This is a genomic window from Priestia megaterium, from assembly GCF_041941685.1.
In the GTDB taxonomy this organism is placed as follows: domain Bacteria; phylum Bacillota; class Bacilli; order Bacillales; family Bacillaceae_H; genus Priestia; species Priestia megaterium_C.
In genome coordinates, this window is sequence record NZ_CP130959.1 from 62046 (window position 1) to 86798 (window position 24753).

Annotated in this window: 23 protein-coding genes and 3 pseudogenes; 15 read left to right on the plus strand and 11 right to left on the minus strand. The window is 34.7% G+C overall.

Features of this window, described 5'->3' with window-relative positions; all coding sequences use genetic code 11:
* The first annotated feature begins 350 nt into the window (after positions 1 to 350).
* The 3 genes from Q5794_RS27410 (at position 351) to Q5794_RS27420 (ending at position 2806) form a co-directional block, all read left to right on the plus strand.
* Complete coding sequence (locus Q5794_RS27410) at positions 351 to 1376, plus strand: DUF3231 family protein (RefSeq protein WP_214989335.1); 1026 nt, start codon at positions 351 to 353, stop codon at positions 1374 to 1376.
* Between the two features lie 497 nt (positions 1377 to 1873).
* Positions 1874 to 2176: a hypothetical protein gene (locus tag Q5794_RS27415; RefSeq protein ID WP_214989336.1), complete on the plus strand. Its 303-nt coding sequence runs from the start codon at positions 1874 to 1876 to the stop codon at positions 2174 to 2176.
* 45 nt (positions 2177 to 2221) lie between these two features.
* A complete protein-coding gene (locus tag Q5794_RS27420; RefSeq protein ID WP_214989337.1) occupies positions 2222 to 2806 on the plus strand; it encodes an NAD(P)H-dependent oxidoreductase in 585 nt (194 codons plus the stop codon).
* A gap of 195 nt (positions 2807 to 3001) precedes the next feature.
* On the opposite strand, the gene Q5794_RS27425 is transcribed toward Q5794_RS27420, so the two are convergent.
* Complete coding sequence (locus Q5794_RS27425) at positions 3002 to 3829, minus strand: STAS domain-containing protein (protein WP_214989169.1); 828 nt, start codon at positions 3827 to 3829, stop codon at positions 3002 to 3004.
* A 260-nt stretch (positions 3830 to 4089) separates the two neighbouring features.
* Positions 4090 to 4281, minus strand: coding sequence for a hypothetical protein (locus tag Q5794_RS27430; RefSeq protein WP_098449853.1), 192 nt, complete (start codon positions 4279 to 4281; stop codon positions 4090 to 4092).
* Positions 4282 to 4645: 364 nt separating this feature from the next.
* On the opposite strand from Q5794_RS27430, the pseudogene Q5794_RS27435 reads away from it, so the two are divergent.
* A pseudogene (locus Q5794_RS27435) lies at positions 4646 to 4971 on the plus strand (DDE-type integrase/transposase/recombinase); the annotation flags it as partial.
* Between the two features lie 282 nt (positions 4972 to 5253).
* On the opposite strand, the gene Q5794_RS27440 reads toward Q5794_RS27435, so the two are convergent.
* A complete protein-coding gene (locus tag Q5794_RS27440; RefSeq protein ID WP_374989313.1) occupies positions 5254 to 5523 on the minus strand; it encodes a hypothetical protein in 270 nt (89 codons plus the stop codon).
* A 969-nt stretch (positions 5524 to 6492) separates the two neighbouring features.
* Between Q5794_RS27440 and Q5794_RS27445 the strand changes: the two genes are divergently transcribed.
* Complete coding sequence (locus tag Q5794_RS27445) at positions 6493 to 6945, plus strand: VOC family protein (RefSeq protein ID WP_214989329.1); 453 nt, start codon at positions 6493 to 6495, stop codon at positions 6943 to 6945.
* Positions 6946 to 7228: 283 nt separating this feature from the next.
* The gene (locus Q5794_RS27450) at positions 7229 to 7702 is read left to right on the plus strand and encodes a stress protein (protein WP_214989328.1); all 474 of its coding nucleotides are present in this window, start codon (positions 7229 to 7231) and stop codon (positions 7700 to 7702) included.
* A gap of 230 nt (positions 7703 to 7932) precedes the next feature.
* Here Q5794_RS27450 and Q5794_RS27455 read toward each other — a convergent pair whose 3' ends face one another.
* The gene (locus Q5794_RS27455; protein ID WP_374989314.1) at positions 7933 to 9255 is read right to left on the minus strand and encodes a hypothetical protein; all 1323 of its coding nucleotides are present in this window, start codon (positions 9253 to 9255) and stop codon (positions 7933 to 7935) included.
* Between the two features lie 892 nt (positions 9256 to 10147).
* Here Q5794_RS27455 and Q5794_RS27460 point away from each other — a divergent pair.
* The 4 genes and pseudogenes from Q5794_RS27460 to Q5794_RS27475 all read left to right on the plus strand — a co-directional run bounded on the left by Q5794_RS27460 (position 10148) and on the right by Q5794_RS27475 (position 14175).
* Positions 10148 to 11158, plus strand: coding sequence for a medium chain dehydrogenase/reductase family protein (locus Q5794_RS27460; protein WP_374989315.1), 1011 nt, complete (start codon positions 10148 to 10150; stop codon positions 11156 to 11158).
* An 18-nt stretch (positions 11159 to 11176) separates the two neighbouring features.
* The gene (locus tag Q5794_RS27465) at positions 11177 to 11596 is read left to right on the plus strand and encodes a MerR family transcriptional regulator (protein ID WP_374989316.1); all 420 of its coding nucleotides are present in this window, start codon (positions 11177 to 11179) and stop codon (positions 11594 to 11596) included.
* Between the two features lie 340 nt (positions 11597 to 11936).
* Entirely contained in the window at positions 11937 to 13223 is a 1287-nt protein-coding gene (locus tag Q5794_RS27470; RefSeq protein WP_374989317.1) for an IS110 family transposase, read from the plus strand.
* Positions 13224 to 13670: 447 nt separating this feature from the next.
* A pseudogene (locus Q5794_RS27475) lies at positions 13671 to 14175 on the plus strand (DinB family protein).
* 427 nt (positions 14176 to 14602) lie between these two features.
* Here the strand turns inward: Q5794_RS27475 and Q5794_RS27480 are convergent.
* The 3 genes from Q5794_RS27480 to Q5794_RS27490 form a co-directional block, all read right to left on the minus strand.
* Positions 14603 to 15412: an alpha/beta fold hydrolase gene (locus Q5794_RS27480; RefSeq protein ID WP_374989318.1), complete on the minus strand. Its 810-nt coding sequence runs from the start codon at positions 15410 to 15412 to the stop codon at positions 14603 to 14605.
* A 173-nt stretch (positions 15413 to 15585) separates the two neighbouring features.
* Complete coding sequence (locus tag Q5794_RS27485) at positions 15586 to 16629, minus strand: IS1595 family transposase (RefSeq protein ID WP_374989319.1); 1044 nt, start codon at positions 16627 to 16629, stop codon at positions 15586 to 15588.
* A gap of 586 nt (positions 16630 to 17215) precedes the next feature.
* Positions 17216 to 18220 (minus strand): DUF3231 family protein, encoded by a 1005-nt coding sequence (locus tag Q5794_RS27490; RefSeq protein ID WP_374989320.1) that lies wholly within the window; start codon positions 18218 to 18220, stop codon positions 17216 to 17218.
* A 662-nt stretch (positions 18221 to 18882) separates the two neighbouring features.
* On the opposite strand from Q5794_RS27490, the gene Q5794_RS27495 reads away from it, so the two are divergent.
* Entirely contained in the window at positions 18883 to 19545 is a 663-nt protein-coding gene (locus Q5794_RS27495) for an MBL fold metallo-hydrolase (RefSeq protein WP_374989321.1), read from the plus strand.
* Between the two features lie 89 nt (positions 19546 to 19634).
* Here the strand turns inward: Q5794_RS27495 and Q5794_RS27500 are convergent, their stop codons facing one another.
* Entirely contained in the window at positions 19635 to 20342 is a 708-nt protein-coding gene (locus Q5794_RS27500) for an IS6 family transposase (RefSeq protein WP_374989273.1), read from the minus strand.
* Between the two features lie 141 nt (positions 20343 to 20483).
* Between Q5794_RS27500 and Q5794_RS27505 the strand changes: the two genes are divergently transcribed.
* Positions 20484 to 20834 (plus strand): aspartate/glutamate racemase family protein, encoded by a 351-nt coding sequence (locus tag Q5794_RS27505; RefSeq protein ID WP_374989331.1) that lies wholly within the window; start codon positions 20484 to 20486, stop codon positions 20832 to 20834.
* 138 nt (positions 20835 to 20972) lie between these two features.
* On the opposite strand, the gene Q5794_RS27510 is transcribed toward Q5794_RS27505, so the two are convergent.
* Positions 20973 to 21554, minus strand: a complete 582-nt coding sequence (locus tag Q5794_RS27510) for a TIGR00730 family Rossman fold protein (RefSeq protein ID WP_374989322.1) — start codon at positions 21552 to 21554, stop codon at positions 20973 to 20975.
* Positions 21555 to 21653: 99 nt separating this feature from the next.
* Between Q5794_RS27510 and Q5794_RS27515 the strand changes: the two genes are divergently transcribed.
* The 3 genes and pseudogenes from Q5794_RS27515 to Q5794_RS27525 all read left to right on the plus strand — a co-directional run.
* On the plus strand, positions 21654 to 21974 hold the full coding sequence (locus Q5794_RS27515) for a MazG nucleotide pyrophosphohydrolase domain-containing protein (RefSeq protein ID WP_374989323.1): 321 nt from the start codon (positions 21654 to 21656) through the stop codon (positions 21972 to 21974).
* Between the two features lie 38 nt (positions 21975 to 22012).
* On the plus strand, positions 22013 to 22984 hold the full coding sequence (locus Q5794_RS27520) for an HD domain-containing protein (protein ID WP_374989324.1): 972 nt from the start codon (positions 22013 to 22015) through the stop codon (positions 22982 to 22984).
* A 226-nt stretch (positions 22985 to 23210) separates the two neighbouring features.
* Positions 23211 to 23429: pseudogene (locus Q5794_RS27525) on the plus strand (DDE-type integrase/transposase/recombinase); the annotation flags it as partial.
* Between the two features lie 534 nt (positions 23430 to 23963).
* Here the strand turns inward: Q5794_RS27525 and Q5794_RS27530 are convergent.
* Both Q5794_RS27530 and Q5794_RS27535 read right to left on the minus strand, forming a co-directional pair.
* On the minus strand, positions 23964 to 24128 hold the full coding sequence (locus Q5794_RS27530; RefSeq protein WP_214987901.1) for a hypothetical protein: 165 nt from the start codon (positions 24126 to 24128) through the stop codon (positions 23964 to 23966).
* Positions 24129 to 24525: 397 nt separating this feature from the next.
* Positions 24526 to 24672, minus strand: coding sequence for a hypothetical protein (locus Q5794_RS27535; protein WP_374989325.1), 147 nt, complete (start codon positions 24670 to 24672; stop codon positions 24526 to 24528).
* Positions 24673 to 24753: the final 81 nt, after the last annotated feature.

Consider the following 24753-nt stretch of genomic DNA (forward strand, 5'->3'; position numbering starts at 1 on the left):
GTACATAAAAATTGCTTTTACTTTATTGGTGATGTGTTTGAATTAAGAAGTGAAATGCCACTAAGAGCATTAATCGATCTTAGGTTTAAATAAGTTTAACAGCACAAAAGAAAAAACTACCTCCTGCATTCGATAAAACTAAAACATAATCATAACAAAGACCGCCATTATCTATAATAAGGCGGTCTTATCTCTATGTATGCTATATATTTCTAAAATTCCAATGATATACAAATTAGCAGACCAAAAATAAAGATAAAAGTCAGGGGTAAAACCCCTGACTCATAATATAGTGGTTTCCGTAAAGAATATATTTATGTCTAAAATTATTCTTTTGGAGGAAACCATGTATGACTAAGCATCAAACACAACTTACCTCATCCGAAATAGCTTCTATTTGGACTGGTTACATGAATGATAGTATGTCCAAATGTATATTAAGTTATTTCCTAAAACAAATAGAAGATGAGGATATTCGTCCAGTTATTCAATTTGCATATGACATTTCGTTTACCCATTTAGAAAAACTTACGAATATTTTTCAGCAAGAGAAATTACCCATTCCAACAGCTTTCACTATGGGACATGATGTTAATTTGAATGCACCACGTCTTTTTACAGATTCTTTTATGCTCACATATATTAATCACATGGCGAAAGCAGGCATGTTAGCCTATAGTGGGTTTGTTTCAATGAGTGCTAGAGAAGATATCCGAACTTACTTTATAACAGGACTTCAAGAGGTATCGGCTTTGTTCAATCAAAGTTCACGTACTGCACTTTCAAAAGGAGTATTCATTCGATCTCCCTATATAGCCTATCCAACAACAACCGATTATGTAGATAGTAAAAAATATTTTAGTGGTTTCTCCTTTTTTAGTAAACAACGGCCATTAAATACGATGGAAATTTCCCATCTATTCATGAATATTCAAACAAACGTCATAGGCGCTAAGCTTTCACTGGCGTTTGCTCAAACATCCCCACGAAAGGAGGTTCAAGATTGGATGATAAGAGGTAGTAAAATCGCAGAAAAACATACTCAAGTTTTCGCTAAAGTTCTTCTTAATAATAATATACAATCACCTATTTCATCAGATATTGCTATTAGTGATTCAACAACACCAGCATTTTCGGATAAGCTTACAATGTTTCATATGAGCCTTTTAACTGCAGCAGGATCAGGAAACTATGCAACAGCAGCTGCAGCAAGTCAAAGAAGTGACCTTATTATGAATTATGAAAGATTATCCTTTGAAATTGCTCAATATGCTAAAGATGGCGTTGATATCATGATTCAGAATGAATGGTTAGAACAACCACCTGGAACAAAGGATAAAACACAATTAGCTAAGAAAAAAGGATTAAATAATTAACTTGAATATTGATAAAAAAGAGCGCCCATTATGAACTGAACTCAAAAAGTTAGATATTTTATTTAGGTCGCCAAGGAGGGTTGGTTTCTGTATTCTACAGGAGTCTCTCCTTTTAGCTTTGTTTCAAGTGTATGTTCTGACATAATAACCCCCCAAGCGTTAGAGTCTCTTTGTCTAAAATTGGGGTGCACTTCAGCCGCAAGAGTTCTTTTTGGTGCTGGGTTCCGGAAAGAGACATTATGTTACCTCATTTTAATACATTTATTTTCATTTAAACCCTAAACATTACATAATATTACTTTTTTGTTAATATTAAATATACAAGGAGGGTGTATACCGATTATATTTACAATTATAGGATTTATAATGATTTTCGTAACTTTGTGTTCATTAGAAGCCAAGCTAAGAACTATGGTCAAACAAAATGAGAAAGTAATCGAATTACTTCAAAAGAATAGTAAATAAAGAATGATCTATTGTAAAGGAGGGAATTTAGTATGAACAAGCTGTTAACTTTAACGATAGTTTCGGAAATTTTTCTTTTGCTATCCTTTATGTCCATTTTCTTAACAACCAGAAAGACGAAAAAAAGCATTCTCTTGATACCCTTGCTCATTATCGGAGGTACGCCACTTCTCTATCTAGCCATAGATGATATGAACAGCCATTATATGGATGCCAATATCGGTTTGGGCTTGGCTTTTATGTTTACCTGGATATATAGTGCAATTGCTTTTGTCATTGCCATCATTCTCATAGTAAAAAGGAAAAGAAATAATAATATTTCAAAAGAACAGTAATCATGGTTCTGGTGTAAGAAATCCAATATAAATGGAGGAATATAAATGAAACACCTTGTTGTATATGCCCATCCACATCCAGAAAGTTTTAATCATGCTATAATGGAAACCACTGTTCAAGCCTTAGAGGAAAAAGGTCATGAGGTCGTTGTGAGAGACTTGTATGCATTGGATTTTCAGCCTGTACTGAAACCTGAAGATACGGCTGCTATGAAATCTGGCCATATCCCAGATGATATTAAAACGGAACAAGAATTCATTACACAATCAGATGTGATAACATTTATATATCCAATTTGGTGGGCAGGTCTTCCAGCCATTATCAAAGGCTATGTAGACCGTGTATTTTCTTATGGCTATGCTTATGCTTATGGTGAGGAAGGAATTATTCAGTTACTCAAAGGTAAGAAAGGCTTGATAATTAATACTCACGGTGCTCCCAAAGAGATATATGACAAAATTGGAATGACAGCCGGGTTAAAAATCACTTCAGATGTTGGGATATTTGATTTCACAGGGATTGAACCTATAGATCATTTATTGTTTGGAAATGTCTCCGAAAACCTTGAAGATTCAGTGCTGAAGGAAATGCTAAAACAAATTGAAGAGACGATCAATTCTATTTTTTAGAAGAATAAAAAATGACTACAAATAAAAAGAAAGCCTTGTTTATTTTAAGGCTCTCTTTTCTTTTTATGAATGTAGTCTTAAAGTGATGTTCTATTACATCTTAAGTAGTTTGCTCAAGAAATAAAATTTTATTCCTAATAGGAAAGACTATTCGACTTAAAACCATTTTTTGATAGGTGAAATACTTATTCATATTTACTGCATTCGAGAGTTTGTGTAGTCTAATGCTCCATAAAGACTGTTGAATGTGACGATGTCATTTAATTTTACACCTACCTGAACCATTGTAAGGGCAATTTCAGAGCGAATGCCACTTAACACAACATCTATTCCTATAAGTTTCAAAGCCGCAACTACTTTGAAAAGTTGGTCTGCAACCATGGTATCAATAATAGGTACGGCAGATAGATCAATAATTAACCAACGTAGTTTGTAAGTGTCACCTTGTTTCAATGCATTTTCCATTAAAATTTGAGCTCTATGTGTATCGATCTCCCCTACAAGGGGAATTACACCAATTTCTTTTGTTATACGCACTACAGGTATAGATAGTTCATCTATAGCGTACTGTGCAGATTGAATCTTATCTGTATAATCTTCCATATAAGATTTACTTACCCAATGTACAGCTTTATCTACTACTAAATTGTATCGAGATATAATTTTATAGAACAAATCAAAAGAAAAATTTTCTTTCTTTGCTTCCTCCGTAACGATTTCTTCAATTAGATTTCGATAATAACTGATTTCTTCTAAAGCAATATCTAAAGGAAGTTGAAGAGTTATTAATACATTTGCTACTTCCATTCCCCACTTTTCTAAGGTTTGAAAAGTAAGCTCTTCATCGATAGAGATAGATTCTGCATAAATTTTAATTAAATTCACTCGCCAAGGAACCAATTGAGCATAAACATCATGATTATAAAAATGATAGTGTCTTTTTTGTTCAGCTAATTCTTCTTTTTTATGTAAAATTAGAGCAGTAATGTGTTGTAATTTTTTATTTAACAATACATCTTCCATTTTTTCACCTACTAAATATCATGATTATGTAGTAAAAGCATAACAATTCATTATTCATTTTATAGTTATTAAATAAAAAAAAGAAACAAATCTAAAAAAGACTGTTTCTTTTAAAATTCCAATCCATCATATACTTTACCCTATCTAATTTAAAATGAAACATAGAATATAGTATTTTCCACAAAATATATTTTGTTTCCGATAAATGGTTTTATGTTAACTAGAAACGTACGGAATATAAATAAAAAAGACTTTAAGCCTTAAGAGATATATTTAAGGCTTAAAGCAAAGTAAATAGTAAATGAAATGACTAAGTAGCAACTGATAATCCCTATTCTTACAGGTTTAGAATATCCTTTTAGCCAGCCCCATCTTTTATCGTCGTAATCGAAAATAAAATAGTCTGCAACGATCGACAAAATAATAATGATACCTACTATTAGCAAACTCATTTTTCATCCCCCATTTACGTGTTTATTAAATAATATACCAAAATTAACAATAAATAACAAAATGTTACCTGGAATATCTGCTATATTAATTTCAAATACACATATACAAAAAGAACCCTTTGCCCATGTAGGCAAAGGATTTTCAGATTTATTGGAATAGGGGGAATACGTTATTAGTCTGGCCAGATTTGTAGATTCATATACATATAACTTTAAAAATGAATGTTACGATCGACGCTAATTAAAAAATCAATCTTTTTCTTTTACCTATGTTTCATGATTCGTTGAGTAAATATTAAAGCACTTCGTATATTATTAAAGTTTTACTATTTACTTTAATTGACGACAAATATGGACTTTTTCGTACGTTTCTAAACCTCGTGTGATAACAGTGGACAAGAACCTGCCTATCCTGTAGCGATTCAAGAGTTAAAAGAAGAGAAACATATGCCTGAAGGCATACAACTAAGGCAAGTGAAATATCTCAATAACATCGTGGAACAAGATCATCGGTTTATTAAAAAGCGAGTTCGTTCTATGTTAGGATTGAAATCATTTCATACAGCCACTTACATACTGAGTGGTATAGAAGTGATGCATATGATTAAAAAGAAGCAGGTTCATCAAGGGGTGAAGTCTGCCCAAAATCAAAAAGAATTCATTCATAAATTGTTTGGATTAGCTTCATAAGCTAGCAACTTAAAGGTAATTGACACTCTATTTTTCTAGCGCGTAGTTTTTGCACCAGAACCTTAAATATTGTATGTTACAATAAATTCACCTTTGGAAGTATTTTAGTACAAAACCTTACAGAGAAGCCCTTTGCATTTGCATAGGGCTTTTTCTTTGTTTCTACGTAAAAATGTAAGTGCTTTATTTTCCAATTTAGGCTACAATAGAAATGCATTTGATGAAAACACCTATTCATCTTACTTCATCGAACCTATTCCTATGTGGAGTAGGTTTTTTTATTTAGTTCTCACTTTTCAAAGCCTTTTCTAATCCATGCTTACAGCCCAATCCATAGCCCGTATCATAAGCTAACTTCATTACCTCAAGTTCTTCTGCTGTTAACTCTCTGTCTAATCGATCTTCAATATAGTTTGTTGTAGTAACAACCATATCGCCTGTGGGTCTCATATCAAAGTAATTGTGAAATAAATACTCTAAGAATAAGATTCTCTCTCCATTTTCCATGTTGTTCATTAAGTCAGCCATCTGTTCAGCATTTATTTTAGTCACAGCTGCATCCCTCCAAATGTTATAGAAAAAATTGCAAAATTTTATTTTTCCAAATCGTTATATTCATTTTAGCAAAAATGGTAAGGACGGGGTATCTATAGTGGCGTACAGTGAGGCTAAGTCAATATCTTACTAGTAAAAGTTAAGTGGCTTGTGGGCTTCTATAGCAACATACAAAATTTACCAGTAAATGTTTTCAATCCGATTTGTATATTTTGAAAGTACCAGTCGGCAGTCTATGGCATACCGTCTCCCATAGGGTACCCTTTGCCTTGTCTGATTGTCATAATGGCGGTTGCTACATACTCAGCCGTCTATGGTACTCATGATGTGTTATGACTTGATTGTGTTTGTTCGTTTCGTTGTTCTCTAATCGTTCATCTATTCTACTTGGCTGTTCATCCATCGTGCTTCGCCTTGTGTGTTCTACCATTGCACCACGTCATGTGTGGTTGTGTTGCCTGTGTGTGGTCACGCTGGCTATTATGGGCTTCGCTGTGGCGACCGTCCCTACTATCTTAGTTTTCTAGTATACCTTATCCCTAACCCTTCTTATATGGGCGTATATGATGGCTGAGAGGGCGACCACTAATGGACGCTTTACACCTATATTCAGCCAAGCTTTTTTGATTGATAGTTTTGATTGGAGATAAACCCACTATTCTAGGCTTCTAATTCACCCGATCATATACATTAGTATGTGATTGACTATTCTATAAAAAACCTTATCTATAAAAAAGCATGGTAGTTCATTATGTAAATGATAAAACTTATTCTAAAAATAAGTTTCAACCATTACACATATACAGGAATAACAGCGTATTTTTTTTTCTACAATATAAAATATAAAACAAATAGGTCATAGTGACAGGTTAGAAATACTTCGTGTGAAAGGAATTTGGAACTTTTTAATAGAATGATTATAAAAGTGAACAGATCATAAATTTTCACACGTAAGGAGATAAAACTATGGCAAAAAACAATTTATTAAGAATGGACAATGTCAGCATCGTTGTAGAATCCCTTGAAGACGCGATTTCTTTCTTTGAGGAGATTGGCTTGAGCCTCGAAGGGCGAACCACTGTCGAAGGTGAATGGGCGGGTCGCGTAACCGGGTTGGGCTCTCAGTGTGTAGAGATTGCTATGATGGTTACTCCAGATGGCCACAGCAGAATTGAACTTTCGCGATTTATTACCCCACCTACTATAGCAGATCACCGGGCTGCTCCTGTAAATGCTCTCGGTTATCTACGCGTCATGTTTACAGTTGAAGACATTGACGAAATGGTATGCAGACTCACTAAGTATGGTGCCGAGCTCGTTGGCGAAGTGGTTCAGTACGAGGACTCGTATAGGCTTTGCTACATTCGCGGAGTAGAAGGAGTTTTAATCGGCTTGGCAGAACAACTCAGTAACAAATAAGTAAGTAACGTTTTGCAAAAGTCTATACTAAAATAAACATTTAAGCTGCCTGAATTTTTGATAGCTAGTCGATAATAGTATCTAATACTAGGACATGACAAACTACGTTTAAATATGTCATCGTTTCTTCATTTGGCTTCCAATCGCGATTATTTTCAGATTTCTTTCAAACCTTTATCTGGCTTTTCTCACCCCTTCTACTTTTACTTAATTATGGTATTTTTGTTTTAATATTAAAAAAAGGTAAATGTTTCAGGAATCAACTAAAATAGGAGGAGATTAAATGAGAAGAGCGAAACAAGCTGTTGTAGCTTCCACTGTAGGTTTGGCTATGTTAGCGACGCCATTAGCTCTACCGAATTTAGGAGGTTCTGCTGGCTCTGCAGAGGCTGCAGAAGTTGGAGGAGACGTAGGCATTGATCCAGTAGCAATTGGGCAAGCGATTGCAGATGCAGCTAAAACGGCCGACAACCGGAGTGGTTTTGTCAAAGGGGTGATGGAAAAAGCTTTCTTTGAATCGGGGCAACAGTATAATGTAATGGTAATGAATTTGAGTCAAGGTTATAATTCCGACCAACTACAAGGTGTACAATATTTTGATACCGTAAATTACGATGAGATAACATTCGGGGTCTGGATATTTGAAGAAGGAACATTTATTAATGAAGGCGACGGAGGATATGATAACTGGGCCTTTAGAGGTTGGTTTGAACGAACAGGAGATAACGACGAAACGGTGAATTTTCATAGGCCTTAATCTATTTAAAAAGAATCCATCAAAATGGATTCTTTTTATTTGTGTTAACAAAGCTTTTTCTGTTTACAGAAAATCTAATAAAAAGTCTGCTACAGTGCTTTAAAAAATATGATTTAAATTTTCTAAAAGGTTAAAAGTATGCTCAGCATATAATGTAGTGAACAATTGTCTAGTATCAGGTAGAACCTCAGCAAAAAGCTTAGTCAAGAGTATCTTTTTAAAAGAAAAGTTTATTGAAAAAACCTGTGGGATCCGAACGTAGAACTTTCTATTTCTTGACCATTCCATATCCATCGATTCATTGTGTTCCTACTTTTATTTAGATATACGTTATTGCTAAGCTCATTATATTTATTTGAGTAATGAAGATTGGCTAGAAGTAAGTTAGATTTTACTGAAACCATAATGTTATCATTGATGATGTTATGGATCGCATGATATTGCATTAATAACTGGCCGCCATCCATTTTTATTGTATCGTTCCCATATAAGATATTTTGCGTAATAGAAGTATTCATTGTTCCCCCACGCTTTTCATCATATCCCCCAATTGAAATTCCTGTAAAACGATTCTCATAAATCATGTTTCGTACGACTTGATTGTTGCTAGTTTGTTTACCGTGGTGTTCACTTGCAATTTCTATTCCTAAATCGTTATGACTTGAAATATTATGTTCAATAACAACATCCTTTCCTCCATCTACATAGATTCCCCCAGCAGAATATTCATGTCTGTAGGCTGGGTTGGAATAACTGCTTACGTTGTAAATAGAGTTTTCACTGATAACTCCTTCACGAGCTTGATCAAATTTTTTATTAGGAGCTATCTTTTCGAAGCCAATTATATCAATTCCTATATTATCAACGTTACGAATCGTATTCGCATGGACTACAAATTTTTTAACATTCCCATTTAGAGTCAGCGCTTCACTAAAACCTAAAGTTAGGTTTTCAAGTAAGTTTCCCGATATTTCAATATTATTTAATGAACGTGGCGCTTCGGATCCATAAAAAGCTATTCCATGTGCATTTCCGTTTTTATGTGCAGTCTTAATATCAAAAATATGATTGTTAATAATCCGAAGACCTTTGCCCCTTCCCTCCACTAAAATACCGCACGGTGTATTTTGTTCTTTCAAAGTAGAAAAATGCCCTATATTTAGACCTTGAATTGTAATATAGCTCTTGTTTTTTATGGTAACTAGCCCTCCATCTGAAGAACCACTCTTTATTTTCTTTCCACTAATAATTGGCCTTTCATTTTTATAGTTTCTGAAGATAATGGGATTTTGTTTATTGCCTGAACGACTAATCATTAACTTTTCGTGATAGACACCGCCTCGAATATTAACAGTCGTCCCAGGTTTAGCTACTTTACCTGCCTTTTTCAAAGTTTTAAAGGGACTGTTTTTAGTACCTGCATTTTTATCACTTCCTGCAGGAGAGACGTAGATCTCATGATGTATAGGCTCTACTAAAGGTTGATTAGCAGCCTCAACCCTTTGATTTATACAACACAGGAAAAGAAGAAGAATGCTAACTGCTTTTTTCATAAGATACTCCTTAATGTTCATGAATTTCACTTACAAGATCTTTCAATTATACTATCGCTTCGTTAATAAGTCTGTAAAACATCGCACTATGCCTTATTACTTTCTTAAACTACAATCACTTTTACATTTAAAATGGAAAGTGCTAAAGTAATGCTAGAATAATGTAGTAAATCAGTTAAAACAGGAACATGTAAACCAATAAATCTTATAAGCTGAAAGTACTAATGATGGATGTAAAAAAAGTGTAGGTGACTTGATCTTTCTCAATAGAAGGAATAAGTCACCTATTTGTGTTTCGTCTAAACATTCATTGTGGTTAAAAAACGAATAGCTCTACTTCGTATAACTCCCTATTATATCTTCTTACCTTTAGATAAATTATTAAAAAGACAAAGATTAAATATAAATGTTATAACAACTTTCATTTAGTGAGATTTAAACAAATTGGTTATCAATTAAATTAAATATTAAATTTATATCATTTAAAAAAGTAAATATATAAACTATGTTATAAAAAAATAAAGTTTTATCATTTACAGTTATTGACGACAAAAAATGGATCATTTTTCTACAAGGTTTGTAATACTTAACGTATTTTTAACGAAAGTACGTTAAGTATTACATATATAATTAAGTTAATTTCGAATTTAACATAATTCACGATTATGTAAACTGGATTTGTATATAGTATACATGTTTTTTAGAGGAATAACTCCATATCCCTATCTTTAGAAGTATGCAGCCAAATTCTTTACGAGAGTTATGTTCCTTGTCCTACCACTTTATATATGGTAAACCTCGGCTAGAACGGATGTAAATTAATTGATTGACTTAGAGTTTACTCTAATAAATATAATTACATATATCTTTTTTATTGAAAGGAGAGATGTTCATGTTGAACACACGTGTAATTGTAACCCGATACGGGGGATCTCAAGTTATTGATGTGATAGAGGAGCCCTTACGGAAACCTGAAAGAGGGGAAATTCGCGTAAAAGTCCAAGCTGCAGGAGTTGCGCTTGCAGATATTATGAGAAGAGAGGGAAAAGTGCCATTGTCTCCGACTCCTCCTTTTACACCGGGATACGATGCAATTGGAATCGTTGACGAGTTAGGAGAAGACGTGCAAAAATATTCAGTAGGAGATAAGGTAGCTGTCTTTTTTAACGGAACGGGTGGCTATGCAGCTTATGTGTATGCAAAGGACGATGAGATTGTTGCGGCTCCAGCGCATATTGATGCCGGAAAGGCGGTTGCCGTTATCCTGAATTATGTAACAGCTTATCAAATGCTTCACCGCATTGCGAAGGTATCTGAGGGGGAGCGTATTCTTGTTCATGGGGCAAGTGGAGGAGTTGGTACCGCACTGCTTGAGCTTGGAAAGCTCGCGAAATTGGATATGTACGGTACGGCTTCTCTGGCTAAACACCCCATCGTTTCCCAATTCGGTGCCATGCCGATTGACTATCGAAACGAAGATTTTGTAGATGTTCTCCGTCTTCAAGCTCCTGAGGGAATGGATGCTGTATTTGATCCAATAGGAGGACGGAACTACGAGCGTTCGATGCAAACCTTAAGCAAGAACGGTCGGTTCATAGGTTACGGCTATACTTCGATTCTTAAGCAAGGAGATTCAGAAGATTGGGCCAAGGACTGGGAAAGTCTAGAGCAAAGGCAAACTACGGGAAAAGGTAATCCCGTCCATCTATATGCTATATCCTCTTTAAAAAAAGAAAGATTGGATTGGTTTCAAGAAGACCTTCGGTTCCTCTTCTCCTTATTAGAGGAAGGGAAAATCAATCCTTTGATTTCTCACCGTATTCCATTACAGGAAGCTGCACAGGCACAAGATTTGCTTGAAAAATCTTTATCTGCCGGAAAGGTTGTTCTCATCAGTAGATGAAAGGAGGCAGAAAATCTCATGTATTCGATCGGTGAAATATCTAAATTAACGGGTATTTCCGCATACACACTCCGATATTATGAAAAAATTGGGCTCTTACCTAATCCTTATCGATTAGATGGGAAGCAAAAAGGGATTCGGCAATATGATGATCAGGATCTTCGCTTTATCCGATTTATTTATGGTTTGAAGCAAACAGGAATGAAGCTGAAGGATATCACGTTGTTTACCGAAGATGGATGTCTATTGACACAAAATGACCAAGAAATAGATGATATCCAGGATATTTTACACAAACGGATTGAAATATTAGATAAACATGTTAATCTACTGGAGCAACAAATGAAGCAATTGGAAAACGTGAAGACTCTTGCTCATGAGAAAAGAACTTTTTATTTCGCTATGTTAAATGAACAGACTTCCAAACCAGTGAGATAGTTTAATTGACTTAGAGAGACAACTTGCTCCTGAGGGATTGTTTTTGATTTGAAAGTACTTCAACCCTTATTTCGTGGGAGGTAGAAGTTAAAATAGACGATTAAAAAGAAGTGTTTCTTTCCTTACCCCTTAGCGTACGTTTTTTTCAAAATGCTGGTGGGTCTCCATAATAAAAAAAGCTCTATTAAACAGAGCTTTTTTTATTATTGCCTAGAATTTTGATTATGTAAACTAGCATTCCTGTTTGAAATTACTTGGTGTCTTGAAATAAAAAAGTCCCCTTGATATGATGCAGAAGGTCATGGCCATGACTTCAATTCATCATTCAAGGAGGACTCTTATGAATTGTACTCAAAACGAAAAGTTAAATCAAGTTACACCCCATACACTGATTGTCGGAGTAGATATTACTAAATTTAAGCATGTTGCTCGGGCACAAGATGATCGTGGAAAGATTCTTGGAAAAGCTCTAACCTTCACAAATACAAAAGAAGGATTCGAGGCATTCTTTGCCTGGTTGGAAGAGATGCAACACAAACATGAGAAATCCGATGTTCTAGTTGGCATGGAGCCTACTGGGCATTACTGGTTAAATCTAGCCTATACACTAAAGGAGAGACTTGTCTCCTTCGGAGTCGTTAATCCTCTCCATGTTAAGCGAAGTAAAGAACTCGACGATAACTCTCCAACCAAAAATGATATCAAAGATGCTAGGGTTATCGCTCAACTGATAAAAGATGGTCGATTTTCTTACCCTCGCTTACCAATGAATCAAGATGCAGAAGTAAAGGCAGGAATTACAATCAGAAACCAAATTGTAGGCGATTTACAAGCGCTACAAGGACGGATTCATAATTGGTTAGATAAGTATTTTCCAGAGTTTCTAACCGTTTTTAAAGACTGGAGTGGAAAGATGGCGTTGACCACGCTAGAACATATTCCTCTTCCAGGTCAACTTAATCAAACAACACCCGAAAGGGTGGCAGAAATATGGTCCACTTACGGAGGCGTACAACGCCCAAGTCATAAACGTATACAGCGACTCCAAGAGGCTGCTGGACGTTCAGTAGGGTTAACGGTTGGACTACAGATGGCACAACGAGAAATAGCCACAAATATCAAACGATATAAGATGCTGAAAGAAGAACTACATGCATTAGAAAAACAATTGGAAGACCTTGTGCTCACCCTGCCGGGTATTGCTGAAATGCTTACTGTACCTGGCGTTGGGATGGTAACGGTGATTGAACTTTATTCGGAGTTAGGTGATATTAAAAACTTTGAGAATCCACGCCAAATACTTAAGTACGCGGGATTAAATTTGCGAGAATCTAGCTCAGGAAAGCACAAAGGACAGACTCGAATTACCAAACGGGGAAGGGCTAAATTGAGGGCGTTGCTCTTTCGGACTGTAATGCCCCTTGTTCGACATAATCGAGCCTTTAAGGCTCTGCATCAGTACTATACAACGAGACAAGAAAACCCTTTACGTAAGAAACAATCACTGATTGTACTTTGTGGGAAGTTAGTTCGTGTTCTACATACTGTAGGTCAAAAACAATGTCCGTTTGATGAAAAGCGAATGATACAAGATATTCCCCATCTTTCTTTAGCTTTAGGAGCTTAACCTTTGTCCATTAAAAATGAAGCACGGAGTATTTGGGATAAAGCATTCTTTCAGGCATTCGACCTTGCAAACTAGCATTACCAAACTCTATCTCATAGACAGATTGAACGAAGGAATGTAGGCGCTAAGACGCTGAGAGACATGGGAGGTTTCATCGCTATGAGACATATAGAGATCCATTGTGCGACCATATGTATGTCTCCATCTTTTTTTAAAAATAATGGAAAAAGAATAGCGAAGCTATTCCCCTTAGTACCAGTTTCTTATAAAAATGAGAATATAAGGTTCGGAATAGACATAAAAAATTTTTTTATATTTTATATTCCCCCTATAAACCCTTGATATTACTCAATTTATAGAGGGAGGAATGAATGTCTTATACATAGTGTTTTATAATAATATTATTGTTAAAATGGAATTAAAAGGATAAACAAAAGGGGGATTTTTATGTTTCAAAGCTTAGATAGTTTTTTAAAATCTTGGGAATATGAAGCGAATGCTACTCAGAGACTACTAAAAAATTTAACTGATGGGTCGCTTAAACAGGAAATTACTTCACAGAATTGGACTCTAGGGCGTATTGCTTGGCATACAGTAGCTGCCATTCACATAATTGCTTCAAATAACTAACTTAACGTTTGAAGCACCGTCTGAAGGTTGGCCTGTTCCTACTACGGCTCAGTTTATAGCAGACAGCTATCATCAAGCAAGTGATGCATTTGTACAAGCATTAAAAACTCAATGGATCGACAAAACGTTAGAAGAACAAATAGACTTTTTGGGTCGAAAAATATCAAATGGGTCACTTTTAATGTTTTTAATACAACATCAAAACCACCATCGAGGACAAATGACCGTTCTTATGAGGCAAGCAGGATTAACCGTTCCAGGTATTTATGGGCCATCAAAAGAAGAATGGGCGAATTTTGGTATGGAAGCTCCCAAAATGTAGCATTAAATATATAAGAGTAAACAAGTGAAAGCCCTTAATAAAAGGGCTTTTTTATATATGATTTCCTGTAAGAGACATTATGTTAACTAAGAATGCATACGATATACAGCCTGAAAATAGAAAAAGACTACCTCTTCCCAGTCAAAAGAAGTAGTCTTTTTCTGTTACGTAATTGGGTTTCATGAGTGATGCCTCATTGCATCCTGGGTAGTTTGCTCAACTAGATATTTATTATTCACTTTACAATTTTTAAATAAAAGGCTCTGTTAAAGTTTAGTGTTGATTTTGAATAGTAAAAAGACTTCTAAATAACTGGAATTTCTTTGATTGTTTTTATTGAGGTCTTCAACTAACGCACCCAATCGTTGAATAGTATTCTGATGTTCGACGGTCAATTATATTATGGAACCTCCGAATAGGAGCTTAGTCAATCCTTTGTTTCAGAGCGAGTCAGTTCCCTCAAACAGTCAAGCCACCACAGGTTGCTGTCTCGAACATCTAGATGTTTAAAGTTGGGCAAAAGAGTGACTTTAATTTTATCAACTTCCGTAGGATATGCCTCCTGTAATGCTGACTGAAAACGAAACGCACCGTCTGGTGGCACATGGGTGTCCATCTCGCCACATATAAAATGAATATCAGAATCATTTGCATACGCAGATAGGTGTGTTAAAGGGTTCAAATTATCGTAGAAGTATTGGGCATAACTATCAGACTCTCCAGTATGTAACAGGTTTCCAGGATGAAGAGCATCTTCCATACCAGGTCTCATCCAATCTGGTGTTGCAACAACTGCCACCACACGTTTAATACGATGGTCAATCCCAGCAGCAGCAACGGCAATGTCCCCACCCATAGAAAGACCTCCCATATAGACATCAGGTTCTAAGTTAAGCGAGGACACTGCCCAATCGATGACCCGAAGCGTGTCCAACGTAGTATGTCCGAGTATGGACCACATATGATGCCTAAAGTTCCCAAATACTCGTCCAAGAATCTCTTGTGGCGACTCCGTTCCTCGTTCCCCATGCTGCCATGCATCAAAACTCAGTGCGACAAAACCCTTGGCAGCTAGGTCCTGTAAGAAAGGAATAGTGGATTCTTTTGTTCCACCCAGATGATGAAGAAAGATAATAAGTTGGCGTTTGGAACAGTCACCTTGTGGTTCAAACCAAATTACAGGTATGTGGTCGACCCATGCAGTAGAATAGGCCGGAACTTGATGTGTATTGCTCATGTAAATTCCCTCCTCATAATCGAACGCCCCTTGCGTTTACCATTTGACTATCATGTAATTATAGAACCAGCCATTGTGAAAAAATCGTGTTCATCATTTACCGCCAGAAAATGAACTAACAAAGAGCACCTTACTCAACATCATTACCTCGTTAGTTGAATAAGAAACCACAACTAATGTGAAAACTCTGATAATCTTAGCGTATCATAAGTTTCTTTGTTAGGTAATAAATTCCCTTTAATTATCAAGTCATTTATCGTAACTTCATTTCTTTGATGATGAATGCTTTCTAAAACTTGAAACCAAGCAAGGTAATTATCCAGATACTTTGTGGCTACTCCATTAAAACGTTGTATCCACCCTTTGAGTCTACGGTGGTAATTTTTGACGTTCTGAATGTGATAAAGCCCTCTTGTACGGATTTTACCATCAGATTTGAATTGGTAAATGTCTAATCCTTTTTCATTGGAATACGTTCTAAAGGCACGCCAAGAATCAGTACATAATATATTTCCTTTTGAAAATTTATGTCCAATTGCATTATCTAATTGCTCTTTTGTTAATCTACCCATTCCTAATGTCCATGATAAAGTCATCTTGTCACGGTCTCTTGCCACCAATACACAAACTTGTTCATTGCTTATGCCACGTTTTTTTGCGGAACCACCTCGTTTGCGTGGTTTTCTTCCTTTGATTTTTCTCTGCCCTTTTTCAGAGTATAGAAAATAGGTTTCATCCATTTCAACGATACCTTGAAACTGCGATACTTCCATTTGCTTTAACGAGGATAAAAGTTTATGTCTCCAGTAAAATAAAGTGACGTGAGATACATTTCCAATCAATTCTGCTGACTTTCGTAGTGAATAACCTTCAATCATACATTCGATGAATTTAATCCATTGATTAAGACGACGAGTTCGATATAAAGCTGTATTGGTAAGGTCGGTAAATGTCATACGACACGCTTTACAACGATAGCGTTGTTTTATTACTTCTTCACCATCAACCATGGTTGTGTATTTTCCAAAACGAATAACGTATTCTGATTCGCAAACAGGACATTGATATCCTTCTTTGTTTTTACGTTCAGATATTTCTTGTAAAACAGGTCCCGTTGAAGACGATGCAGTAAGAGCATTAATTAGATACTCACGTAGACGATGTTTTTCGGCTGGATTTAGCTTTTGAATGGCTTTAAGAATATCAACTGCTCTCACTAATATCACCTCAACAAGTTTATAGTAGTATAATAGAACTCTTGTTCGTAAAAATCAATTACCAACAACAACCTTTAACAGAGCCAAATAAAAAAAGAAACATATCTAAAAAGACTGTTTCTTGAAAAGTTCCAATCCATTTAATATTTTACCCATATGATTTAAAATGAAACATAGTATTTTTTTATAAAATATATTTTGCTTCTGATAAAATACAATAAGTAAACTTATTAAGTTTACTTATTGTACTAACATGAGCAGGTTAGTATAATAGAACCTTAAAAAAGACAAGAACAGCTTAACTGTGCTTGTCTTTTTTATAACAATATGGAATAACATATATAAATACAAAATGCTTATGTTAAAGTTGGCATTTTTATCAATGATTCTAACCAAGTATTAATTTTTTTCGTTAAAAATGTAACTCTAAAGACCATAGTAATTAATGCCGATAATAAACTCATAAGCATATCCAAAATATATCCCTCCACATTGTAATTTAGTGTTAGATCTAACACTAGGGTTATTATTCATTTAAAAATTAAATTTATTCCAGTAAAATGATTTTTATTTTAATCTTCGATACTTACTTTTTTATTATTGTAACCCGATCTTCCATTTGTGGCGGTTCCTCTAGCCATCCGTTTTTAATCATTAGTTTGATTCCTTCATCAGCGTAGAAATAAATATCCTTGGCAATTAAGGCTGTTTTCAGGGATACATCATTCCTTAAACTAAAAATAGACCCAAAACTACTTCCAACAATTCCAAATCCATTGAGAAGGTAAACACAATACATCATGAGTTTATCAGAAAATGGAGCCACAGTAGAAGTAGTTACTGTGCTTCCAGAAGTCGCAGAGAACTGAACGTCACTTTTTAGTAGAATTTCTTGATAAATTTTTATTTGTTTCTTGGCAAGTTCTTTTCCTTTAACAAAATAGTCTTTTACCTCTTTATTCTCTGCACATTGTGCAAAACCAGTAATCAACTGCATACCAACATTATTTGACTCAACTCCGTGGTGAAGAATGCCTAACTCGTTGTGATTCAAAGGTCTTTTGTCGCTAAAAGGCTGAAATCCTTTCAAATAGCTTTTATCATTAACAAACTCAATCGTTTTAGGCATTGTCGATTTTGGTGGAAGGGTGATAATTCCTTTTTCAAGTAAGTAAAGTGTGGCCAATTTATAAGTTTTATGAGTAACAATAGTTAGCCCTTCATAAATTGCTATGACATCCTTGCGATATGCCATATTCATATTGATTGTGTACATACCCATGCTAACCTCTTTTAAAATACGAAGAAAATTTATGTCAAATCCATTGTCGTATAAGTTGGGAGCGTCTAAGTTAACATCTACACTTGAGAAGCCAATAGGAACTGCGACTCCTTCATCCTCAAAAATCTGCTTTATTTCCTTGATATAAAAATGCAGTTCTTGCCATAAGCCCCCCATAATATTCTTAGCTTCCTGGTCATCTGCTTTTGCCAAGAAGTATTCTAAAATTCTTAGAATCATCGACTTTTCTTGGTATGTAAGCCAAAGTGTTCCGATTTCGGAAGCGCTTATTGGGTTTTTATTATCCAAAATGTTTAACCTCCTTCGGTCCTTATATCCTATTTTTTTCAGAATGTGTAAAATTATTCAAAACACAAAAATACATGTTCCATTTGATATTTTTTATAAACCTCTTTCTCTGGTAAGCCCCTTGTTTTTAGTAGATGGTTTAGGTATATGACAAAACGTATAAAAAGGTCTATTACTTTTTATACGTCTCTAAAGGTTTATTTTGGAGAATAAATAGACATTTTATCATTCGTTTTTTCAGTGTCTAAAAAGGTGTACCTTTTGGGACTACCTACATTGGACAGCCCTAACCATAGATTATGTATTGTATCCTCAATGAATCAATGTAACAAAAACACCAAAATAAATATAATGTCACATATTTTTGTTACAACAATATTAGGGGTTTCAGAGGTTCATTGTACTTTTGGATTATCAGTAACAAAACTGGTCGTTTATGGTATCCTTCTTTTTCAACTAAAGGGCCAAATTCTTGAATAAGAGAAGGAATTATTAGAAAGTTAATCGAAACTCTAAGTTATGCAATTATCAAAGCAAGTAGTGTGAGTGAAACTAGATAATATGTATATTAAGTGCAAAATTAGCTTATTTTTTTAACCCCCTTGGTGTAATTAAACCCCTTCTCTTTCGTCAATAAATATAATTAAAAGGAGTCCGAAGTTATGAAAATTTCTAAGGGAGTGGAGATGCTCCATCTTGAATTTCATGGGAATATTATTCATCCAACCCTTTTGTGGGATCAAGAGATGGCAGTTTTAATTGATACCGGATTCCCAGGACAAATTGAAGATTTGTGCTTGGCAATGGATGCAGTAGGAGTATCGTTCGACAAACTAAAAGTTGTAATTTTAACTCATCAAGATCTGGACCATATAGGCAGTCTTCCTGAGATATTACAGGAGTGTGGAAGTGATATTAAAGTATATGCTCATGAGTTGGATAAGCCTTATATCCAAGGGGAATTACCTCTATTGAAAGACGGGCACCTAGAAAATCTCCCGAAGGGTAGAGTGGACGATACCTTGAGAGATGGTCAAGAATTACCGTATTGCGGCGGAATACGTGTCATCCATACTCCAGGGCATACTCCTGGTCATATCAGCTTATATTTGAGTCAAAGTAAAACACTCGTTGCTGGGGATTCGATGTACAGTATAAATGGAATAATTGGAGGAATTCATGCCCCAACAACACTTGATATAAAGGCGGCTCAACTCTCTTTGAAAAAATATTTAGACCTCGACATTGAATCTATGATTTGTTATCACGGAGGATTAATTAAATTAAATATTAATGATCAGATTCAAAAAGTAATTTCATATTAAATTTCTTGTTCCTGCTTTAAAAAATAGGGTTCTGGTGCGAAAACCATTTGATAGAGACATAGAACCTACATAGTCTGTTCCATTCCAGATTATGATGAAATTCCAAACAACTTATGTATGAATTCAACTTCATTTTGGGCAGACTTCACCTGTCGGTGAAGTTGTCCTTTTTTCACCATATGCATCACTTCAATGCCACTCAATATAGAAGTAGCCGTTTCATATGACTTAAATCCCAACATAGAACGCACACGTTTCTTAATGAAACGGTGATCTTGTTCCACGATATTATTGAGATATCGAACTTGCCTTATTTGTATGCCTTGAGGCATATGTTTCTCTTCTTTTAACTCTTGAATCGCCACAGGATAGGCTGGGTTTTTGTCCACTGTTATAACACGCGGTTTACAAATATGAGAAGCAGCCAAGGCTTTCTTGAAAAAGCGCTTGGCTGCTTGTTTGTCTCTTGATTTACTTAGATAAAAATCAATGGTATTCCCTTCTGAATCGACCGCACGATATAAATACATCCATTGCCCTTTTACCTTGATATACGTTTCATCAACTCTCCAGGAGTCATTTGTTATCTTAAGGTGATGTCGTACTCTTTCATCTAATTCAGGTCCATATTGATGAACCCAACGCATAATGGTCGTGTGAGCGATAGATAAGCCTCGCTCCTCCATCATTTCCACCAAATCACGAAAACTTAGGTTGTACCGTAGGTACCATCTCACCGTTAGTAAAATAATATCAGGCTGATAATGCTTCCATTTGAACAAACCTTCTTTTTCCATACCGATCACACACCCTTTTTAGACTGATAGTATCAGTATGTCCAAGATTTAGAGATTCATTGCAATTATCTTGAAGTTTTTGCACCAGAACCTATTTTACATATTGCAGATGCCACAGCTAAGAAAATAAAAGACCAAGGGATTAATAGAGTCGGATTGCTTGGAACGAAGTTTACGATGGAAGAGGATTTTTATAAAGGTCGACTTATGGCTAACCATAATCTTGAAGTTAATATTCCCAGCGAAAAAGAGCGCCAAATTGTACATGATATCATTTATAAAGAATTATGCTTAGGGAAGATTGACTCAGGTTCCAAAAGTGCATATCAAAAAATTATAAATGGTTTAATCAACGATGGAATAGAAGGAGCTATATTAGGGTGTACTGAAATCTCCTTACTAATTAATCAGAATGATATCTCGATACCTATATTCGATACCACAGAAATACATGCACAAACAGCAGTTGATTGGGCATTGGGGATCTCCTAAGAAAATAAGTAGATGAAAAAGAGACTAGATACTATATTCTTCAGAACAAAGGCTTCCTAGAAAATCACATTATGTTAAGGTACATTGCAAATAAACAAAAAAGAACAGGATTAGATAGTAACTAATCCTGTTCTTTTGTTAGCTTTGAGCTTTTGTGATATATGTTTTAACTGAAGGAGGTTGATATGTATTGAATTCATCTAATAAACCGTTTGGTTCTGTATCTACAAGAGCCATAGAACGATATTTTTCCTGTAGAAATTGCTCTTCTGTCATGTGATTAAATAAAGAAATAAGTGGTGTGTAATAATCATTAATATTCAATAATCCGCAAGGCTTCTGGTGTAACCCTAACTGAGCCCATGTAAAAATCTCAAAGAATTCCTCTAATGTACCTGGACCACCTGGTAATGTAATGAATCCGTCTACAAGTTCAGCCATCTTGGCTTTTCTCTCGTGCATAGATTCAACAACGATAAGCTCTGACAGGTTTTTATGAGAAATCTCTCTTTCTTCAAGGAAAGTAGGCATGACGCCAATGACATGTCCGCCAGCTTCTAACACGGCATCAGCCACAGCACCCATTACTCCAACACTTGCCCCACCATATACAAGCGAAATATTACGTTTAGCAAGTTCTTTCCCCAGAGCTTTTGCCCCTTGAATATAAAGCTCAGATGCTCCATTACTTGATCCACAAAATACAGCTATTCTTTTCATAAAGATCCCCTCCTATGTAATCACCGTTATTGATTATACATAATAATGGATGATTTGATAAACTTAGTTGAAGTTAAAAAAGGAAGGTGGAACCATTCAATGAACGTAACAGAATTTCAACAGTGGGTAAAGGACTACTACAAAATGAGAGGTTGGTCAGATTTAGACATCTTTATTCGAATTGGTTTTCTTGCTGAAGAAACAGGTGAAGTAGCACGAGCTATTAGGGCTTTAGAAATCGGAAGGGATCGACCAGATGAAGTAACTGGAACTTGGGAAGAAAATAAGAAAGAATTAACGGAAGAACTAGGAGATGTGTTAGGTAACTTGATTGTTATTGCTAACAAATATGATATTTCTTTAGAAGAAATATTCAGCTCACATAAGGAGAAGCTTGCAGAGCGTTATTCTACTAAATGATATAGATGTGATAAAAGAAGGGAAAGTGAAGTCGTTTTATGAAAATTCATGATTTCATTTATGGATCTTTTCACTTAGAACCAGTCCTAGCAGAATTAATACATACTCAGCCCCTTCAGAGGCTGAAAAAGATCCACCAAGGTGGCGCAAGTTATTTAGTGAATCCAAAGTGGAATGTAACACGATTTGAACATTCTGTAGGTGTCATGCTATTGATTAGAAAATTAGGTGGTTCTATAGAAGAACAAATAGCCGGCTTATTACATGATGTTTCTCATACAGCTTTTTCTCATGTTATAGATTTCGTTTTAGATAATCCAGAACAGGACTTTCACGACCAAATATTTGAAAAAACGATTCAATCGTCAGAAATACCTTCTGTTTTACAAAAGCATGGATTTAATCTCTTGTCTATATTACCTATTGAGAAATGGTCCTTATTAGAACAACCTCTTCCTTTACTGTGTGCAGACCGCATTGATTACACGCTTCGTGATTTATCAACCTATAATATGATTTCTTTAGTCGATGCTTGTAAATTTGTAGATGAATTAAAAGTGATTGATAGTAAGATTTGTTTAAAAACAGTAGAGGCAGCAGAATGGTTTGTTAAAGCTTATTATATAGAGGTAATTGACTTCTTTCTTCATCCATCAAATGTATATGGGTATGCCATCCTAACGGATATATTAAAGATAGCAATGGCCAAGCAGATTATTCATATTGATGACTTATTATCGGATGATGAAACAGTTTGGAAAAAGTTAATTGACAGTACAGACCATGAAGTGCTACAAAAAATGAAAGATATGAACAAAAAGGTAATAAATGATGAGGGAGATTACGACATACACCAAAAGAAAAAGGTTCGGATTATCGATCCCTTTGTGTTGGTAGGGAACGGCCGAATGAAGAAAGCAACAGAGCTCTCCACCAAAGTAAGAGAATTAAATCAGTATGCTCTAGAAAAGTCCTTAAAAGGAACATTCGTTAGAGTTCTTAATACTTAGTAAAAAGAAAAGAACCTTATTTAATCAAATAAGGTTCTTTTTAAGTGCCGATAATGTCTGTTATGTAAACTTAAGTTGTATATGATGTTCATAGTTATAATTGCTTAAAAGGCGGCGATATTCTATGAGAGATAAGTTAATAAAACGAATATGTGAACAAGGTTATCCAGATGCAAAAACTGCGCCCTTAGTATCTTTAGAAGAGTTTTTTGAAGGAAATGAAGAACAAGTTAAATATCTAAATAATATTGTAGAGCAAGATCACAGGTTTATTAAGAATCGCCTTTCTACGATGTTAGGCTTAAAAGCGTTTTGTACAGCAAAATCCATTATTTCTGGAATAGAGGCCATGCATATGATGAAAAAGAAACAGGTTTATCAGGAGGTGAAGTCTGTCCAAAATGAAGTCAAGTTCATTCATCAACTATTTGGAATAGCTTCGTAAGAGTAAATGCCAATAGGAAACTATATACCTCTTTCAAGCGAGTGCAATTTTTGCATCAGAACCCTTTTGTATATCAGCTAATTATAAAAGAAAGTACAAAACTTTTTCAATTATTTTAACAGTACCTAACCCAAAAAGAAATGAAACAATTCCTCCAAAGATAATGATTCCAAAATCTTTTAATACATCCATATCGATTCTTCCTTTCTATTTTCGAATGTAAAGTAAAAAAAGTTATTAGAACACCATCAATACTTCTTTATTAATTGAGTTAAGGTCAATTAATAAATATTTTTTCTCTTTCACTAGAATCCATTTTACAGTGAGGTCAAGAGCATTCATATTACTAAGAATACTCGGATTGGTTTAAAACCATGCAGATAAACAAAAAGCAGATTTTATGAATTACTACATACTACCCAAAGAAAGGTTGAATTTAAAGATGAATTGTTTGAAGGATTATCATAATTCAAAATCGATAATAAGAAAATTCTATATTGCTAACAATTAATACTTGCATTAGATCTATTCTTATTATTGATTTCTATCTATGCTGTGTTTTTTTATTTCCATATCAATTTTACGGAGGTATTTGCAAATCTCCTCCCTTTGAGAATGGGAGATAGAAGGTTCTTTTATTCTTTCAGATAGTTCTTGTTGTAGATTTTTCAAGAATACAAACCTTCTTAATAATGTCATTTTCCACAACTCCTTTTATATCTAATTTGTTTCTACCCAAACAAAATTACGTAATAAAGGAAAAAAAGAAAATAAGTATGTGAATAGGGATAAAAATGATAATTAGGAAATGTGGGGTATATGAATATATTCATATACCCCATGAAATATTTATTGTACGTTGTCCTACAAATAGAAAAGACATAAATATATTGTAGAAGATAAAGATAACAATATATACCCTTTGTTTTTGTACCAGTTACCTATACTATAAAAAAAAAAATTTATATTATCTACACATTGGTTATGTCATCTCACATATATAATAGATTGAAGAACCTACATTCTCATTTTTACAAAACGGGATTATCATTACTTAGTATAGTTTCTATCAAAAGCAGCTTTACTAATAGGAAGTTTATCTTATGGCAATCAAATCCGTTAATAAAGCTAGTTCAACTTCAAAAGAATTACTAATTTTACGGATTTCACAATAACCAGAATAATAAATATGAATAATTCTAAATCGTTTATCCATATAAAAAACTTCTGTATGAATTGTCATAAATTCCTTTAAACCTCCTATATATTTTTTTAAGTCATTGCCTTAGTAGAAAATCTTTCAAAAATATATGAGTCATTATTA